The organism is Castellaniella sp. (assembly GCF_041675725.1).
Classification (GTDB): Bacteria; Pseudomonadota; Gammaproteobacteria; order Burkholderiales; family Burkholderiaceae_B; genus Castellaniella.
On the sequence record NZ_JBAYTI010000059.1, the window covers coordinates 1 to 15,976 of the forward strand.

A 15,976-nucleotide genomic window follows, 5' to 3' on the forward strand; every position below is an offset into this window, starting at 1 on the left:
AAGCTGAAAGGTATCTTGAACGGGGGAGGCACAAGGTAAAGCCACTGCCTGCGGGACGCTACTACAGTGTGCCTGTCACCATGCTGGCCACCAAGAAGAGGGCAGCATTCATCGGGCGCGACATCAACTCCGATCTACTGGCGCGCGAACTGACCAAGCATCGCGAATATTTCGAGTCGCACGGACGTTACCACAGAAGGGTGACCCTGTAACCCAGTCTGGCGTATCACCGACCCGCCCGCGTGGCGGGTTTTTCATGTCAATTTTTCAAAAGTGCTTACAGATCGCTTACAGAAATTCAGAAAGCAAAATGCCGCCGGGTCAATGGTGGCGTAAATATTTGATTTTATTGGTGCCGGCTAGAGGAGTCGAACCCCCGACCTTCTCATTACAAGTGAGCTGCTCTACCAACTGAGCTAAGCCGGCCTGGGCCGCTATTCTACAGGAACTGCGGCGATGACTTGAAGTGTGCACGGTGGCGGGCCTGCCCGGGCATGTGGCCGGGCTGCGGGCCGCCGCTTACTTGACCACTTTCAGGTGTGACGACCTGGGTGCATCCGCCCCGGTGGTTGCGGCCCCTGCTGCGGATACCGGGCTGGCCGGGGATTCGGCGGTGTCGTCACCGCCGGGATAGGCGTGCGACGGAGAGACCTCGAAACCCATACCCACGCCGGTTTCGCGCGCGTACAGGGCCGATACGGCGGCCACGGGGATGAACAGCTGCTCGACCTGGCCATTGAAGCGCGAGGCGAATTCGATGTATTCGTTGCCCATGGTGAGCTGGTGGGTGGCCAGATGGCTGATGTTCAGGGTGATCTGCCCGTCGCGCACGTGGGCGGGCGGCACGACGGTGTTTTCGTCGACCGTGACCACCAGGTACGGGGTGTAGCCGTTGTCGGTACACCATTCGTGCAGGGCGCGGATCAGATAGGGCTTGGTACTGGTTTCTTGCATCATCGGGATCAGCGGCGCATGACTTTTTCAGACGGGGTCAGGGCCTCGATGTAGGCCGGGCGCGAGAACAGCCGCTCGGCGTATTTTTGCAGCGGCGCTGCACTTTTGGGCAGATCGATGCCGTAGTGCTCGAGGCGCCACAGCAGGGGCGCGATGGCCACGTCCAGCATAGAGAAGTCATCGCCCAGCATGTACTTGTTCTTGACCAGCAGCGGCGCCAGTTGTGTGAGGCGTTCGCGGATGGCGCTGCGCGCGGCATCGAGCACTTTTTCGTCGGTGATGCTGCGGCTCTCGAGGGTGCACACGTGCACGAAGATTTCTTTTTCGAAATTGTGCAGGAACAGCCGCGTGCGGGCGCGCATGATCGGGTCGGCCGGCATCAGCTGCGGATGCGGGAAGCGCTCGTCGATGTACTCGTTGATGATGTTTGATTCGTACAGGATGAGGTCGCGTTCGACCAGGATGGGCACCTGATCGTAGGGGTTCATTAAGGCGATGTCTTCGGGCTTGTTGTAGAGGTCGATATCGCGGATTTCGAAGTCCATGCCCTTTTCGAACAGCACGAAGCGGCAGCGTTGCGAAAACGGGCAGGTCGTGCCGGAATAAAGCACCATCATATGTGGGTATCCATCCAAAAAAGGGTGCCCGGAGGCACCCGGGGTTTAGCGCACGTGCTTCCAGTAGGTGTTGTTCATGCGGATGGCGATCAGCAGGAACAGGACCAGGAAGATCATCACGATGACCCCGATTTCGCGCCGCTCGAGCTGCACGGGTTCGGCCATCCAGCCGAGGAAATTACTGAGGTCGGCCACGTCGTTCTGGAACTGGGCAAAGGCTTTTGCGTCTTTGGAGTCGAACGTGGTGGTGCGCGTGACGTCGCCTTGGTAGTTGGCGAGAGTCTCGTTGGTGATCTCGGCGTAGCCGTTGTGGTCGAATACCGACGTGGTCTTGACCCAGTGCATGTTGCCGGATTCATTGGGTACCTGGTGCACCTGCACGTCGGTGAGCGTGCGCGGGCCTTCGAGTTCCCAGAGCACGTTGGGCATGCCGACGTTGGGGAAGATCACGTTGTTCCAGCCTGTGTTGCGCTCGGCGTCGCGAAAGAAGGTGCTGAGGTAGGTGTAGATGTAATCGACCCCCGAAGGCCCGAAGCTGGTGCTCTTGGCGCGCGCGATGACGGAAAGGTCGGGCGGTATGGTGCCGAACCAGCGTTTGGCGTCTTCGGGCGTCATGGAGATGGTCATCAGGTCGCCCACCCGTTCGCGCGTGAAGAGCAGGTTCTTTTTGATGTCTTCTTCGGTGAGGCCGAGGTCCATGAGCTTGTTGTAGCGCATGGCGCTGGCGCTGTGGCAGTTCAGGCAGTAGTTGACGAACATTTTGGCGCCGTTTTGCAGGGCGGCGAGGTCGCTGATGCGGTCTGGGGCCTTCTGGATCTGGGCGCCCCCATCGGCCGCGTAGGCGAAGGTGCAGGTCAGCGACAGGGCCAGGACACCGAGCAGTTTTTTGATCATGATGTTTCCGTAGCAGTCAGGGGCGGTTTCAGTGAGCGTGGAAGGTGACCCGGCTTGGGACCTTCTTGAAGGTTCCCAGGGGTGACCAGACCGGCATCAGGAAGAAGAACGCCAGATAAATGACCGTGCAGATCTGCCCGGCAATGGTGTATTCGGGCGTGACGGGCAGGGTGCCCAGCACGCCGAGCGCCAGGAAGTCGATGATGAAGATGGCATACAGCCACTTGTGCCAGGTGGGCCGGTAGCGGATGGACTTGACCGGCGAGCGGTCGAGCCAGGGCAGGAAGAACAGCAGCACCACGGCGCCGCCCATGGAGACCACGCCCCAGAACTTGGCGTCGATGACCTTCAGCAGCACGGCGACCCCCAGCAGAACCAGCGGTGCGATATAGCGGCACAGGCCGCAGCCGCGCGCCTTGATGAAGATCCACAAGGCGGCGATGACGGCGCCGGCGGCCAGGATCCAGGTGAAGTCGCTGGTGGTGGCGCGCAGCATGGTGTAGAAGGGCGTGAAATACCAGACTGGGGCGATGTGCGGCGGGGTCTTGAGCGGATCGGCCGGGATGAAGTTGTTGTATTCGAGGAAGTAGCCGCCCATTTCGGGGCCGAAGAACAGGATGGCCGCAAAGACGATGAGGAAGCCCGCCACGCCGACGATGTCGTGCACCGAATAGTACGGATGGAAGGGAATGCCGTCGAGTGGGCGGCCGTATTGGTCTTTGGGGCCTTGCTTGATTTCGACGCCGTCGGGGTTGTTCGAGCCGACTTCATGCAGCGCGATGATGTGGGCCACCACCAGCCCGATGAGCACCAGCGGGATGGCGATGACGTGGAACGCAAAGAAGCGGTTCAGGGTGGCGTCGGATACGACGTAGTCGCCGCGGATGAAGATCGCGAGATCCGGGCCGATGAACGGGATGGCCGAGAACAGGTTGACGATGACCTGCGCGCCCCAGTAGGACATCTGGCCCCAGGGCAGCAGGTAGCCGAAGAAGGCTTCGGCCATGAGGCACAGGAAGATGGCCACGCCGAAGATCCAGACCAGTTCGCGCGGCTTGCGGTACGAGCCATAGAACAGGCCGCGCAGCATGTGCAGGTAGACCACCACGAAGAACATGGACGCGCCGGTGGAGTGCATGTAGCGGATGAACCAGCCGCCCGGGACTTCGCGCATGATGAACTCGACCGAGCTGAAGGCCAGGTTGGCGTCGGGCTTGTAGTTCATGACCAGGAAGATGCCGCTGACCACCTGGATGACCAGCACCAGCAGGGCCAGCGAGCCGAAGAAATACCAGAAGTTGAAGTTCTTCGGGGCATAGTATTCGGACATGTGCTCTTTGAAGAGCTTGGTCAGGGGGAAACGGCGGTCTACCCAGCCCAGCAAGCCGCTTGTCTCGACGTTTTGTTCAGCCATGAAAGGCTCCTGTTGATTTCTTGAAACGATGGGCGCAGGGCCCATCAGGCCTTGTTGTCTTCTTCGACGCCGATGGTGACCTTGGTGCCGTCGGCGGAGAAGACGTAGGGCGGGATTTCGAGGTTGTCGGGCGCGGGCTTGTTGGCGAACACGCGCCCGGCCAGGTCGAACGTGGAGCCATGGCAGGCGCACAGCCAGCCGCCGGGCCAGCCCGTGGGCAACCCGGGCTGGGCGCCGGTCTGGAAGTAGGCGGTGGGCGAGCAGCCCAGGTGCGTGCAGATGCCGATGCAGATGAAGTATTCGGGATCGCGCGAGCGCCATTCGTTCTTGGCCCACGGCGGCGTGAAGCCCGGGCGGTCTGAATCCGGGTCGGCCAGTTCGGCGTCGTGCTTGGGCAGGTCTTCGAGGGTGACCTTGCTGCGCCGTACGATCCAGACGGGCTTGCCGCGCCATTCGACCACCTTCATCTGGCCCATGGCCAGGTCGGAGATGTCGGCCGTGACCGGCGCGCCCGCGGCGCGGGCCTTGTCGGACGGGGCAAAGGATGCGACGAACGGCACGGCAGTGCCCACCCCCACGGCCCCGCCCAGGGTGCAGGCCGTGGCGACCCAGAAGCGGCGCTTAGGGTCGGGTGGCAGGGTGGGATCGACTGCGCCCTGATTATCAGGCTGTGTCGGTTGCTGGCTCATGTGGTTATCCCGGTTGGTCGCCACGGGGGCGGAACGTGTCTAGGTATCTTGGTTGCGCGCTGTGTGTTCGCAGCTTGCCCATCAGGGCTTACAACCGCGTATTATAGCGTTACGCCCGCGTGGGTACAGACAAGGAAACCAGATCAATGAGCATGGGACGCAGTTTCATCAGCGAGTTTCGCGAATTTGCGATCAAGGGCAACATGATGGATCTGGCCATTGGCGTCATCATCGGTGGCGCTTTTGGCACGATCATCGATTCCGTCGTCAACGACCTCTTCATGCCCATCATCAATTTCATTCTGGGGGGCGACGTCAATTTCGACAACCTCTACTGGGTATTGCGCGCGCCACAAGACTACGTCGGCGCACAAACGTACGATGAACTCTCCAAGGCCGGGGCGGTGGTGTTCGCCTGGGGGCATTTTCTCACCGTGTTCGTCAATTTCCTGCTGCTGGCGCTGGTGGTCTTCATCATGGTGAAGATGGTCAACACCGCGCGTCGCCGCTTCGAGGCCGAAAACCAGGCCCCGCCGCCGGCGCCGCCCGCCACCCCCGAAGACGTGCTGCTGCTGCGCGAAATCCGCGACGCGCTCAAGAAGTGACGGCCAAAATGACGGCCGTCATGGGTGCGGCGGGTGCGGCCCTTTTGGGCGGCCAGCCCAAGGGGCTGCGGCATGGCTGAAATCAGCCGCGACGCGCTCGAAGCCTGGCTGGCGGCCCGGCTGCAGCCCGAACGCTTTCGCGACTACTGCCCCAATGGGCTGCAGGTGCAGGGGCGCGACACCATCGGCCACATCGTCACCGGCGTCACGGCCTCGCAGGCCCTGATCGACGCCGCCATTGCCCGGCAGGCCGATGCCCTGCTGGTGCATCATGGCTGGTTCTGGAAAAACGAAGACCCCACCATCCGCGGGCCCAAGCACCGGCGCCTTTCGGCGGTGCTGGCGGCCGGGCTCAATCTGTTCGCCTACCATCTGCCGTTGGATGCCCACCCCAAATGGGGCAACAACGCGCAGCTGGCGCGGGTGCTGGGTTGGCAGGCCGATCTTGGCCCGGAAGGCCAGCCGCTGTGCTGCGGCCCCGAGGGCCTGGTCTGGCTGGGCCGGCCCGCGCAGCCCTGCACGGCAGGCGAACTCGCCACGCACGTGGCTGCGCGCCTGGGGCGCGAACCCCTGCTGGTGGGCGACCCGGCCCGGCCGGTGCGCCGGCTGGCGTGGTGCACGGGTGCCGCGCAAGGCATGATCGAACACGCGGTGGCGGCCGGGGCGGATTGCTACCTGAGCGGCGAGATCTCCGAACCCACGGTGCACTGGGCGCGCGAAACCGGTTGCGCCTATCTGGCGGCCGGCCACCATGCCACCGAACGCTATGGGGTACAGGCACTGGGGGCGGCCATCCAGACCCAACTGGGCGTGCAGTGCACCTTCATCGACATAGACAACCCGGTTTGAACGTGTTCAGCCCATCGGTGCGGGCCTACTGCCTGTTCAGGATCTCGGCTGCCGCGGGTGCGAAATAGGTCAGGATCCCATCCGCCCCGGCGCGTCGGAAAGCCATGAGCGATTCCATCATCACCTTGTCGTGGTCCAGCCAGCCGTTGGCGGCCGCCGCCTTCAGCATCGCGTATTCGCCGCTGACCTGGTAGGCGTACGTGGGCACGCCGAAGGCGTCTTTGACTTCGCGCACGATGTCCAGGTAGGGCATGCCGGGCTTGACCATCACCATGTCCGCGCCTTCGCGCAGGTCGGCGGCGACTTCGCGCAGGGCTTCGAGCCGGTTGGCCGGATCCATTTGGTAGGTCGACTTGTTGGACTGGCCCAGGTTGGCGGCCGAACCCACGGCATCGCGAAACGGCCCGTAGAAGGCGCTGGCGTACTTGGCCGAATAGGCCATGATGCGGGCGTGGATGTGGCCGTTGCTGTCCAGCGCGCTGCGGATGGCGCCGACGCGGCCATCCATCATGTCGCTGGGGGCGATGAAATCCACCCCGGCCTCGGCGTGCGCCAGGGCCTGGCGCACGAGCAGGGCCACTGTGGCGTCGTTCTGCAGTTGGCCCTGGGCATCGACCAGGCCGTCCTGGCCGTGGCTGGTGTAGGGGTCCAGCGCCACGTCGGTGAGCACGCCCAGTTCGGGGAAGTGCTGCTTGAGCAGGCGCACGGTGCGCGGGATGAGGCCATCGGGGCGGGTGGCCTCGATGCCATCGGGGGTCTTCGTGGCCGGGTCCATCTGCGGAAACAGCGCGATCACGGGGATGCCCAGCTTCAGGCTGTGCTCGGCCACGGCCAGCAGAGTGTCGGGCGAGTGGCGCAGGACGTCCGGCATCGAGGCCACGGGCTCGCGCACGCCGCTGCCTTCGCGCACGAACACCGGGTAGATGAGATGGTCGGTGCTCAGGTGGTTCTCGCGCACCAGGCGGCGCGAGAAGGCGTCGCGCCGGTTGCGGCGCAGGCGCAGGGCGGGAAAATCGGCTTGGGGCAGGAAACGGGTCATGAGAGGCTCCGGAAAGCTGCGGCATGCGGATGCCGCGACGGGTTCAGGCTGAGGGCGGTGCGATCCAGTGCAGGATGCAGGCGGTGGCTTCTTCGAGGCCCAGGCGCTGGGTGGCGGAAAAAGGCACGGCCGTGAGGGTGCCGATCTCGGCCAGGTCGCGGCGCGCTTGGGCCACGGCGCGCAGGCGCTGGCCGTGGGGGAGTTTGTCGGCCTTGGTGAGCAGGGCCAGGGTGGGCAGCCCGCGCAGTGCGATCCAGTGGGCCAGGCGGCGGTCCAGTTCGGTGACGCCGCGCCGGATGTCCAGGATGAGCACCACGGCGGCCAGGCTGGGGCGTTCGTGCAGGTAGCGGCCCAGGACGTCGGCCCAGGCATCGCGCGCAGCGTGATCCACCGCGGCGTAGCCGTAGCCGGGCAGGTCGACCAGAAAACCCAGCCAGGCGCCGGGCTGCAGCGGGTCGGGCAGGCCGAACAGGTTGATCAGCCGGGTACGCCCCGGGGTCTTGCTGGAAAAGGCCAGGCGTTTCTGGTTGCACAGGGCGTTGATGGCCGATGACTTGCCGGCGTTGGAGCGCCCGACGAAACAGATTTCGGCCGTGGTTGGTGGCGGCAACTGGTCGAGCCGGGCCGCCGAGGCCACGAAGCGGGCACGATGAAGCAAGGACACGCGGTATAAGCCCCGAATGAATGGATTTTTGCCTATTGTATAATTTCGTGCTGAACGAATCACCACCGAGGATCTCATGAAGCGTGCGCTCTACAGTATGTTCATGGCCGGCAGCCTGGTCTTGGCCGGTGTCCTGCCCGGTCTGGCTCACGCCCAGGATCAAAAACCCGATGCCGCAGCTGGCGAACAGCTGTATCTCAACGGCGACATGTCGCGCGGGGTGCTGGCCTGCATCACCTGTCACGGTGAAGGCGGCAACAGCACGATCCCCATGAATCCCAATCTCTCGGCCCAGCCCCACGAATACCTGGCCAAGCAGCTGCACGACTTCACCCCCCAGGGCGACAAGCCGGCTGCGCGCACCGGGCCCGATGGCGCGCCCTCGGTCATGTCCACCATCGCACCGGCGCTGTCGGCCGAAGACATCCGCAACGTGGCGCTGTATCTCACCAACCAGCCGCTCGACTGGGACACCGCGCCCACGGCCACTAGCGAAGACACGGCTGAACGCGGGCAGACCATCTGGCGGGCCGGCATCGCCGATCGCCACGTGCCCGCCTGCGCCGCCTGCCATGGCGCGGCCGGCACCGGTATCCCGGCCGAATTCCCACGTCTGGCGGGCCAGTACCCAGACTACATTCTCGATCAGCTCAAATTGTTCCAGACGGGTGATCGCAAGAACGACATCATGCACGACATCGCCGACCGCATGAACCAGTCCGACCTGGCCGCCGTGGCCGATTACGCCGCCGGCCTCAGGCCCTGATGCGTTTCCCGGGTTTCGGGCAGGGTTATCCTGCCATCGGCGGGGCTTTGGGTGTAAGGTTCAAGGTTCAATAATATAGGGGGGTTCTGGTCATACAGAGCCCTTTTTTTACGGATTTCACCGCAGTGGCTGCCTCTTCGTCCTGGCGCGCGCGTGGCGCGGACATCATCGAACTCCTCGGTTCGATGCGCTTTGCCATCAGCCTGCTGGTCTTCATCTGCGTGGCCAGCCTGATCGGCACGGTGTTGCCGCAGAACCAGGCGCCCAACGCGTACATCGACCAGTTTGGGCCCTTCTGGTATACGCTCTTCGACCAGTTCTCGATCTGGCACATTTACAACAGCCCGTGGTTCCTGGTCATCATGGCGTTTCTGGTGGTGTCCACGTCATTGTGCGTGCTGCGCAATGCGCCCAAGATGATCCGCGACATGCGCTCGTTTCGCGAATACGTGCGCGGCAGCAGCCTGAAGGCATTTCACCACAAGGTCGAGGTGCACAGCGCGCTGGCGCCCGATGCGGCGGTCGAGGCGGTGGGCACTTTGTTACGCAGCCAGGGTTTCCGCTACCGGGTGCGGGTCGATGGCGACAGCCGCATGGTGGCGGCCAAGAAGGGCGCGGCCAATCGCCTGGGCTACATTTTTGCGCACGTGGCGATCGTGGTGATCTGCGTGGGCGGGCTGCTCGACAGCGAACTGCCCGTGCGCGTGCAGACCTGGCTGTTCGACAAGCAGCCCGTCGTGGGCAACATGCTGATCTCCGAAGTCCCCGAGTCCGGCCGGCTGTCGGCCTACAACCCCAGCTTCCGTGCGAACATGCTGATCCCGGATGGCAAGCAGAGCAGCGTGGGCATCATCCCCTCGGGCCCAGGGGTGCTGCTGCAGCCCCTGCCTTTCAGCCTGCGGCTCAACAAATTCCATATCGACTACTACGAAAACGGCCAGCCCAGCGATTTCCGCAGCGACGTGACCGTCACTGACCGGGCCACGGGTGAATCCTTCGATCGCACCATCCAGGTCAACGAGCCGCTGCACTATCGCGGGCTCACGGTGTACCAGTCCAGTTTCGATGACGGCGGCAGCGCCCTGCAGCTGCGCGCCTGGCCGCTCAAGGGGCAGGGCGCCGAGCCGGTGGCCGTGACGGGCACGGTGGGCACCGAATCACAGCTGCCCCAGGGCCTGGGCGGCGAGACGGTCGACTACACGGATCTGCGCCTCATCAATGTCGAGAATCTGGGTGATGGCGAAGGGCCGCAACCGGCCAACGTGATCGAGCACGTGGCCGCCGTCACGGGCAGTGCGGCGCGCCCGCGCAACAAAGATCTGCGCAACGTGGGGCCCAGCGTCCAATACCGCCTGATCGGCGCCGATGGCCAGGCACACGAATTCAGCCAGTACATGCTGCCGGTGGCCCTGGACGGCTTTCCGCTGTTCTTGCTGGGGGTGCGCGACACCCCGGCGCAGCCCTGGCGCTATCTGCGCATCCCGGCCGATGCCCAGGGCCAGATGGACGAATTCATGCACCTGCGCGCCGCGCTGGCCGACCCGGCCCTGCGCGAACAGGCTGCACGGGCTTTTGCCGAACGCAATGCACCCGCAGGCGAACAGCGCGACCTGATGTTTCAGGCCGCGCGCGGGGCGCTGACCACGTTCGAGCGCGAGGGCTTCAACGGCATCATCGCGGCCGCCCCCGAAGGCGAGCGCGAGAAGATCCTCAATTTCGCGGTGCCCATGATCCAGCTCAGCCTGGCCGAACTGCGAGACCTGATGCGTGCCCGGCAGGGGCTGCCGGCGCTCGGCGGGCTGCCGGCCGATACCGCCCAGCGCGAACAGCAGTGGCTGGGCCTGGCGGTGCTGGCGCTGGCGATGCTGCCGGATTATCCTGCACCTGTGGCCTTGCAACTGTCGGGGTTCGACCACGTCCAGGCCAGCGTCTTCCAGGTGGCGCGCAGCCCCGGCAAGACCACGGTCTATCTGGGCTGCCTGTTTCTGGTTCTGGGGGTGTTCTCCATGTTCTACATCCGCGAGCGGCGGGTGTGGGTGTGGGTGCGGCCCAGCGGCGCCGGCAGCGCGTGGCTGGCCGCGATGACCACACAACGTCGTACACTGGATTTCAATCACGAATTCGAGCGCTTGCGCGATGCTTTGCGCACCCTAGGAGGTCGACATGACGTCTGATTCGATGGCCCGGCAACCCGCCGGCCTGTGGGCCGGTCCCATGAACGCCAGCGGCGACCGGCGCGGCCGGCGCGGCCGCCCCGATTGGTCCGACATCGCCTTTTTCGTGCTCCTGGCGCTTGGCGCAGGCTACGCGATCGATGTCTACGGCCATTTCATGGACTACTACGAGACCCTTATTTTGCTGGGTTGCGTGGCCTTGTTCAGCTGGATGGGCTGGCTGTGGCGGCCGCTGCGCGCGCTGATGCTGGCCAGCGGCCTGACGGCGCTGCTGGCCATCTGGCTGTACAGCCCCACCGGTAGCCTGCTGCAGGGCGATCTGTCCCATGTCGAGAGCGTATTCCTGCTCAAGTACCTGATTTCGTCGCAGTCGGCCGTGCTGTGGATGTGCGCGCTGTTCGTGCTGGCCACGGTCTGTTACTGGGCGGGTTTCGCCGTGCCCACGTTTTCCTGGGTCGGCTCGGTGCTCACCTGGGGTGCGGTCTATGCCGGGCTCACCGGCCTGCTGGTGCGCTGGCGCGAGGGCCATTTGCTGGGGCCAGACATCGGCCACGTGCCGGTCAGCAATCTCTACGAGGTCTTCGTGCTGCTGGCGCTCATCACCGCGCTCTTCTACCTCTATTACGAGCGGCGCTACGCCACGCGCGCGCTGGGTGGGTTCGTGCTGCTGGTGATCAGCGCGCTGGTGGTGTTCCTGCTGTGGTATTCCTTCACGCGCGAGGCCTATCAGATCCAGCCGCTGGTGCCGGCCCTCAAAAGCTGGTGGATGAAGCTGCACGTGCCGGCCAACTTCATCGGCTACGGTACCTTCAGCCTGGCCGCCATGGTGGGGTTCGCCTATCTGGTGAAGGCGCACGGTGAAACACGCGGCGTCAAGCCGCTGATTCCGCTCTTTCTGCTGGGGGCGGTCCTGTGCGCCGAGCCTTTCATGTTCGGCTCGCGCGAACTCTCGGCCACCTGGATGCTGTTCTTCGGTGCCGGGGCCCTGATCGTGGGCACCATTCTGGCGTTTCGGGCGCCCATCGCACAGCGCTTGCCCGCGCTCGAGGTGCTGGACGACATCATGTACCGGGCCATCGCCATCGGCTTTGCGTTCTTCACCGTGGCCACCATCCTGGGGGCGCTGTGGGCCGCCGATGCCTGGGGCACCTACTGGCAATGGGATCCTAAAGAAACCTGGGCGCTCATCGTCTGGCTCAACTATGCGGCCTGGCTGCACATGCGCCTCATGAAAGGCCTGCGCGGCGCGATGGCCGCCTATTGGGCCCTGACGGGCCTGCTGGTCACCAGCTTCGCCTTCCTGGGGGTCAACATGTTCCTGTCGGGCCTGCACTCGTACGGAGAGCTCTAGTCATGTCCAAGTTCAAGAAGAACCCGGCACAGGTGCTCCGCACAGCGGGCGAAAAGCCGGTGGCCGTGCTCAATCACAATCGGCCCGCTTTCCACAGGGTGACGCCCAAGCTGTTTGAAGCGCTGGTCGAGGAACTGGCAGACCGGGATCTTGCGGCTATCGTGTGCCAGCGACTGGCACTGAAGGACACCGCCGTCGAGGTGGATATCGAGCAAATCTGAACCCGACGAAGGTACGCGATATCGACTCAAATTCATCCCTGAAGCGCTTGGCTCAGGGCCCGCGGACTTCGGGGTGCGGCGGCTGGCCCGGGATGCGCTCTTGCGCGTACAGTTCGTGCACGGTTTCGCGCGGGCGCACCAGCCACGCCTGGTCGCCGTCCACCAGGATCTCGGCCGCCCGTGGGCGGCTGTTGTACTGGCTGGCCATGGAAAACGCATAAGCACCGGCGGACTCCAGCGCGAGCCAGTCGCCCGGGGCGATGGCCAGGGGGCGCCCGCGGGCCAGCCAGTCGCCGCTTTCGCAGATGGGGCCGACGATATCCCAGGTTTCTGGCGTGTCGTCATCGCGTGGACGCACCGGGCGCACGCCGTGCCAGGCTTCGTAGAGCGCGGGGCGCATGAGATCGTTCATGGCCGCATCGACGATGGCAAACTGGCGCGTCTCGCCGCGCTTCAGGTAGAGGACTTCGGTCAGCAGCACGCCGGCATTGCCCACCAGTGAGCGGCCGGGTTCGAGCACGACCTGCAGGTGGCCCAGGCCGCGCGCGTGCAGGGCGGCAAAGACCGGATCCAGGAGTTCGGCCGGATGCGGCGGGGTTTCATCGGTGTAGCGGATGGCCAGGCCGCCGCCCAGATCCAGGTGTTGCAGGGCGATGCCATCGGCGGCGAGCTGTTCGATGAGGCCCAGCAGCTTGTCCAGGGCATCCAGCCAGGGGCCCGTGGTGGTGATCTGCGAGCCGATGTGGCAGTCGACCCCCACGATGCGCAGGGCCGGCAGGCTGCGGGCCCGATGGTACAGGGCCCGGGCGTCCTGGATGGGTACGCCGAACTTGTTGTCTTTCAGGCCGGTGGAAATATAGGGGTGCGTGTGGGCATCGACGTCCGGGTTCACGCGCAATGAAATAGGCGCCTGGCGGCCGCAGTCGGCCGCCACCCGGGCGATGCATTCCAGCTCGCCGGCCGATTCGACGTTGAAGCACAGGATGCCTGCGTCCAGGGCCGCGCGGATCTCCCAGGCCTGTTTGCCCACGCCTGAAAAGACGATGGTCTCGGGCTGGGCGCCGGCGGCCAGCACGCGCGCGAGTTCGCCCCCCGAGACGATGTCGAAACCTGCGCCCAGGCGCTGGAATTCGTGCAGGATGGCGAGGTTGCTGTTGGCCTTGACGCCGTAGCAGATCAGGCCACGGCGCCCGTGCAGCGCGTCGGCGTAGCCTTGCCAGGCAGCCTGCAGGGCCGCGCGCGAATAGACGTACAAGGGCGTGCCGTAACGGCTGGCGAGTTCGGGCAGCGGCACGCCTTCGGCATGCAGCACGCCCTCGCGCAGGTCGAACCAGGGTTGGCTGGGCAGCATCGGTGCGCGCTCAGGGCAGGGCTTGTGGCGTGGGGTTGCTGCCCAGCGGGACGTCCGGGGGCAACGCCAGTTGTTCGTCGGCGGGCGGGGGCGGTTCGGGCAGGTAGAGCGGGCCCTTCATGCCGCAGCCGGCGAGCAGCAGGCTGGCCAGCGCCAGGCCGCCGGCCGCGCGCAGCCCGCGCGGTGCCGCAGCGGGCCGGACGGATGATGGAACAGGGCGCTCGGGGGCCAGGCCACCTGAGGCGGCCGGGGCGGAATGCGGAACAGGGCGTGCAGGCATGGGATACCGTCCTTAGAAGGGAACCCGCACCGGCTGGGGCTGGGCGGCTTCGTAGTGGGTCTGGTCGCTGGGCAGGTCCTGGGCCTGCAGCTGGTTGAGCAGCCGGTTGATGTCGTCCATTTCCTGCCCGTCCAGGCTGCTGGCCGATGGGTAGGTGTCGCCCGGCTGGGGCAGGCCGACCCGGGCGATGGCGATACCGGGCGGGTATTCGGAAAAATAGAAGTCGCCGTCGATGCGCGCCAGGCCGCTGGGCAGGGGGCCCGGCTGGATTTCCGGCTGGCCCTGCAGGGCGACGCGCATGTAGTCGATCCAGATGGGCAGTGCCGCGCCGCCCCCGGTTTCGCCCTGGCCCATCGAGCGGGGCTGGTCGAACCCCATCCAGGCCACGGCCACCTCTTTTGGGGTGAAGCCGGCGAACCAGGCGTCTTGCGAGTCGTTGGTCGTGCCGGTCTTGCCGCCGAGGTCGACGCGCTGGAGTTCGCGCCGCGCGCGCGCGCCCGTGCCCGAAGTGGCCACCCCGCGCAGCATGTCGGCCATGACGTAGGCGGTGCGCGGATCGATCACCCGGGCGAGCGCATCGCCGGCCACGGTGGGATGGGCCCGCATGATGACCTTGCCTTCGCTGTCGGTGACGGTGTCGATCAGGTAGGGCGGCACCCGGTAGCCGCCATTGGCGAACACGGCAAACCCCCCGGCCAGCTGCAGGGGGGTGACGCTGCCGGCGCCCAGGGCCAGCGGCAGCACGGCGGGCTGGCGTTCGCGGTCGAAGCCGAAGCGCGTGACATAGTCTTGCACGTACTGCGGGCCCACGGCCTGCATGATGCGGATCGACACCATGTTCTTGGACTTGTACAGCCCCTGGCGCATGGTCAGCATGGGCTCGTAGGAGCGCCCATAGTTTTTTGGGTTCCAGGGCTTGGAACCGGTCTGTTCGGCCGTCAGCGAGAAGGGCTCGTCGGAGATCTGGGTGGCCGGGGTCAGCCCCCGTTCGAGCGCCGCGGCATAGATGAAGGGCTTGAACGCCGACCCGGGCTGGCGCCAGGCCTGTGTGACGCGGTTGAACTTGCCTTCGTCGAAATGAAAGCCGCCCACCATGGCGCGGATGGCGCCGTCCTGGGCGCTGATGCCGACCAGCGCGGCCTGGATGGCCGGCTTGTTGATGAGTTCCCAGGTGTCGCCGCGCTGGTGTACGTAGACGATGGCCCCGCGTTCGATGCGCACGTTGTCCTTGGCGTTGGGGACCAGGCCACGGGCCACCACGCGCAGCGCCTGCTTGTCGTTGATGGTGATGATCTGGTCGGCGCTGCGGGCCACGCGCACTTCGGTCGGGCTGGCCGAGAGCACGATGCCGGTGAGCAGGCCGCCGTTGTCGGGGTGGCGCTCTTGGGCTTCGTCGAGCAGGTCGTTCAGGGCGTCGGCATCTTTTTCGATGCCCGGCGGCAGTGCGATGGTTTCTTCGGGGCCGGTATAGGGCGCCCGGCGGGTGTAGTCGAGCACGCCGGCGCGCAGCGCCTGGTAGGCGGCTTCCTGGTCCTTGGCGTCGATGGTGGTGTAGACGTTCAGGCCGCGCGAGTAGATGTCGTCTTGGTAGACGCCGTAGAGCAGCTGGCGGGCCAGCTCGGCCGGGTAGTCGGCGTGCACGGCGTAGCGCCCGGTTGGGGTGCCGGCGGCCGACTTGATGACGATGGGTTGTTCGGCCGCTTGCCGGTATTCGGCCTCGGTCAGGTAGCCCAGCTGGCGCATGCGGCCCAGCACGTACATCTGGCGCGCCTTGGCGCGCTGGAAGTTGGCGATCGGGTTGTAGCGCGAGGGCGCCTTGGGGATGCCGGCGAGCATCGCGGCCTCGGCCGCGGTGATCTCGGCCAGCGGCTTGCCGAAATACGTGCGGCTGGCCGCGGCAAAGCCATAGGCCCGATGCCCCAGGAAGATCTGGTTCATGTACAGGTCGAGGATCTCGTTCTTGGTGAGCGTGGCCTCGATCTTGAACGTGAGCAATAGTTCGTAAAACTTGCGCGTGTAGGTTTTTTCGGACGACAGGTAGAAGTTGCGCGCCACCTGCATGGTGATGGTGCTGGCCCCCTGGGTCTTGGACATGTGCATGGTGTTGG

General features: G+C 65.2%; 17 protein-coding genes and 1 tRNA gene. 7 read left to right on the forward strand and 11 right to left on the reverse strand.

The genetic code is table 11. The annotated features are described in order from the left end of the window. Positions 1-212: hypothetical protein (locus tag WCZ84_RS11170; RefSeq protein ID WP_372686354.1), on the forward strand; the 212-nt coding region annotated here is incomplete at its 5' end. 138 nt (positions 213-350) lie between these two features. Here WCZ84_RS11170 and WCZ84_RS11175 read toward each other — a convergent pair. From WCZ84_RS11175 to petA, 6 genes are all read right to left on the reverse strand, one after another. Continuing rightward, positions 351-426: transfer RNA gene (locus WCZ84_RS11175), tRNA-Thr, on the reverse strand. A gap of 93 nt (positions 427-519) precedes the next feature. Then, a complete protein-coding gene (locus WCZ84_RS11180; protein WP_372686369.1) occupies positions 520-954 on the reverse strand; it encodes a ClpXP protease specificity-enhancing factor in 435 nt (144 codons plus the stop codon). Between the two features lie 8 nt (positions 955-962). Then, on the reverse strand, positions 963-1,571 hold the full coding sequence (locus WCZ84_RS11185; protein ID WP_372686355.1) for a glutathione S-transferase N-terminal domain-containing protein: 609 nt from the start codon (positions 1,569-1,571) through the stop codon (positions 963-965). A 45-nt stretch (positions 1,572-1,616) separates the two neighbouring features. Beyond that, positions 1,617-2,465, reverse strand: coding sequence for a cytochrome c1 (locus WCZ84_RS11190; RefSeq protein ID WP_372686356.1), 849 nt, complete (start codon positions 2,463-2,465; stop codon positions 1,617-1,619). 28 nt (positions 2,466-2,493) lie between these two features. Continuing rightward, on the reverse strand, positions 2,494-3,879 hold the full coding sequence (locus WCZ84_RS11195; RefSeq protein ID WP_372686357.1) for a cytochrome bc complex cytochrome b subunit: 1,386 nt from the start codon (positions 3,877-3,879) through the stop codon (positions 2,494-2,496). A 44-nt stretch (positions 3,880-3,923) separates the two neighbouring features. Further along, positions 3,924-4,568 carry a ubiquinol-cytochrome c reductase iron-sulfur subunit gene (gene petA / locus WCZ84_RS11200; RefSeq protein WP_372686358.1) on the reverse strand — a complete coding sequence of 215 codons (645 nt, stop codon included), beginning with the start codon at positions 4,566-4,568 and terminating at the stop codon, positions 3,924-3,926. Between the two features lie 146 nt (positions 4,569-4,714). Between petA and mscL the strand changes: the two genes are divergently transcribed. Then, positions 4,715-5,173, forward strand: coding sequence for a large conductance mechanosensitive channel protein MscL (mscL, locus tag WCZ84_RS11205; RefSeq protein ID WP_372686359.1), 459 nt, complete (start codon positions 4,715-4,717; stop codon positions 5,171-5,173). 72 nt (positions 5,174-5,245) lie between these two features. Beyond that, positions 5,246-6,022: a Nif3-like dinuclear metal center hexameric protein gene (locus tag WCZ84_RS11210; RefSeq protein WP_372686360.1), complete on the forward strand. Its 777-nt coding sequence runs from the start codon at positions 5,246-5,248 to the stop codon at positions 6,020-6,022. A 25-nt stretch (positions 6,023-6,047) separates the two neighbouring features. On the opposite strand, the gene hemB is transcribed toward WCZ84_RS11210, so the two are convergent. Beyond that, the gene (gene hemB, locus WCZ84_RS11215; protein WP_372686361.1) at positions 6,048-7,061 is read right to left on the reverse strand and encodes a porphobilinogen synthase; all 1,014 of its coding nucleotides are present in this window, start codon (positions 7,059-7,061) and stop codon (positions 6,048-6,050) included. Between the two features lie 43 nt (positions 7,062-7,104). Then, on the reverse strand, positions 7,105-7,725 hold the full coding sequence (yihA, locus tag WCZ84_RS11220; protein ID WP_372686362.1) for a ribosome biogenesis GTP-binding protein YihA/YsxC: 621 nt from the start codon (positions 7,723-7,725) through the stop codon (positions 7,105-7,107). 76 nt (positions 7,726-7,801) lie between these two features. On the opposite strand from yihA, the gene WCZ84_RS11225 reads away from it, so the two are divergent. The 4 genes from WCZ84_RS11225 to WCZ84_RS11240 all read left to right on the forward strand — a co-directional run bounded on the left by WCZ84_RS11225 (position 7,802) and on the right by WCZ84_RS11240 (position 12,237). Beyond that, complete coding sequence (locus tag WCZ84_RS11225; RefSeq protein ID WP_372686363.1) at positions 7,802-8,491, forward strand: cytochrome c; 690 nt, start codon at positions 7,802-7,804, stop codon at positions 8,489-8,491. Positions 8,492-8,676: 185 nt separating this feature from the next. Further along, complete coding sequence (locus WCZ84_RS11230; RefSeq protein WP_372686370.1) at positions 8,677-10,665, forward strand: cytochrome c biogenesis protein ResB; 1,989 nt, start codon at positions 8,677-8,679, stop codon at positions 10,663-10,665. Beyond that, a complete protein-coding gene (gene ccsB, locus WCZ84_RS11235; protein WP_372686364.1) occupies positions 10,655-12,016 on the forward strand; it encodes a c-type cytochrome biogenesis protein CcsB in 1,362 nt (453 codons plus the stop codon). The genes WCZ84_RS11230 and ccsB overlap by 11 nt, the downstream gene beginning before the upstream one ends. Before the next feature lie 2 nt (positions 12,017-12,018). Further along, on the forward strand, positions 12,019-12,237 hold the full coding sequence (locus tag WCZ84_RS11240; protein ID WP_372686365.1) for an antitoxin: 219 nt from the start codon (positions 12,019-12,021) through the stop codon (positions 12,235-12,237). Between the two features lie 52 nt (positions 12,238-12,289). Here WCZ84_RS11240 and lysA read toward each other — a convergent pair whose 3' ends face one another. The 3 genes from lysA to WCZ84_RS11255 form a co-directional block, all read right to left on the reverse strand. After that, the gene (gene lysA / locus WCZ84_RS11245; protein ID WP_372686366.1) at positions 12,290-13,588 is read right to left on the reverse strand and encodes a diaminopimelate decarboxylase; all 1,299 of its coding nucleotides are present in this window, start codon (positions 13,586-13,588) and stop codon (positions 12,290-12,292) included. Between the two features lie 10 nt (positions 13,589-13,598). Continuing rightward, positions 13,599-13,868, reverse strand: a complete 270-nt coding sequence (locus tag WCZ84_RS11250; protein ID WP_372686367.1) for a lipoprotein — start codon at positions 13,866-13,868, stop codon at positions 13,599-13,601. Positions 13,869-13,880: 12 nt separating this feature from the next. Then, on the reverse strand, positions 13,881-15,976 hold a 2,096-nt coding region (locus WCZ84_RS11255), incomplete at its 5' end, for a penicillin-binding protein 1A (RefSeq protein ID WP_372686368.1).

What these genes read in the sequence shown, in the direction of transcription:
- petA (WP_372686358.1), bottom strand. Translation starts at nt 4,568, where the DNA reads ATGAGCCAGCAACCGACACAGCCTGATAATCAGGGCGCAGTCGATCCC.
- WCZ84_RS11240 (WP_372686365.1), top strand. Translation starts at nt 12,019, where the DNA reads ATGTCCAAGTTCAAGAAGAACCCGGCACAGGTGCTCCGCACAGCGGGC.
- ccsB (WP_372686364.1), top strand. Translation starts at nt 10,655, where the DNA reads ATGACGTCTGATTCGATGGCCCGGCAACCCGCCGGCCTGTGGGCCGGT.
- hemB (WP_372686361.1), bottom strand. Translation starts at nt 7,061, where the DNA reads ATGACCCGTTTCCTGCCCCAAGCCGATTTTCCCGCCCTGCGCCTGCGC.
- WCZ84_RS11225 (WP_372686363.1), top strand. Translation starts at nt 7,802, where the DNA reads ATGAAGCGTGCGCTCTACAGTATGTTCATGGCCGGCAGCCTGGTCTTG.
- WCZ84_RS11180 (WP_372686369.1), bottom strand. Translation starts at nt 954, where the DNA reads ATGCAAGAAACCAGTACCAAGCCCTATCTGATCCGCGCCCTGCACGAA.
- WCZ84_RS11250 (WP_372686367.1), bottom strand. Translation starts at nt 13,868, where the DNA reads ATGCCTGCACGCCCTGTTCCGCATTCCGCCCCGGCCGCCTCAGGTGGC.
- WCZ84_RS11190 (WP_372686356.1), bottom strand. Translation starts at nt 2,465, where the DNA reads ATGATCAAAAAACTGCTCGGTGTCCTGGCCCTGTCGCTGACCTGCACC.
- WCZ84_RS11195 (WP_372686357.1), bottom strand. Translation starts at nt 3,879, where the DNA reads ATGGCTGAACAAAACGTCGAGACAAGCGGCTTGCTGGGCTGGGTAGAC.
- WCZ84_RS11230 (WP_372686370.1), top strand. Translation starts at nt 8,677, where the DNA reads ATGCGCTTTGCCATCAGCCTGCTGGTCTTCATCTGCGTGGCCAGCCTG.
- mscL (WP_372686359.1), top strand. Translation starts at nt 4,715, where the DNA reads ATGAGCATGGGACGCAGTTTCATCAGCGAGTTTCGCGAATTTGCGATC.
- lysA (WP_372686366.1), bottom strand. Translation starts at nt 13,588, where the DNA reads ATGCTGCCCAGCCAACCCTGGTTCGACCTGCGCGAGGGCGTGCTGCAT.
- WCZ84_RS11185 (WP_372686355.1), bottom strand. Translation starts at nt 1,571, where the DNA reads ATGATGGTGCTTTATTCCGGCACGACCTGCCCGTTTTCGCAACGCTGC.
- WCZ84_RS11210 (WP_372686360.1), top strand. Translation starts at nt 5,246, where the DNA reads ATGGCTGAAATCAGCCGCGACGCGCTCGAAGCCTGGCTGGCGGCCCGG.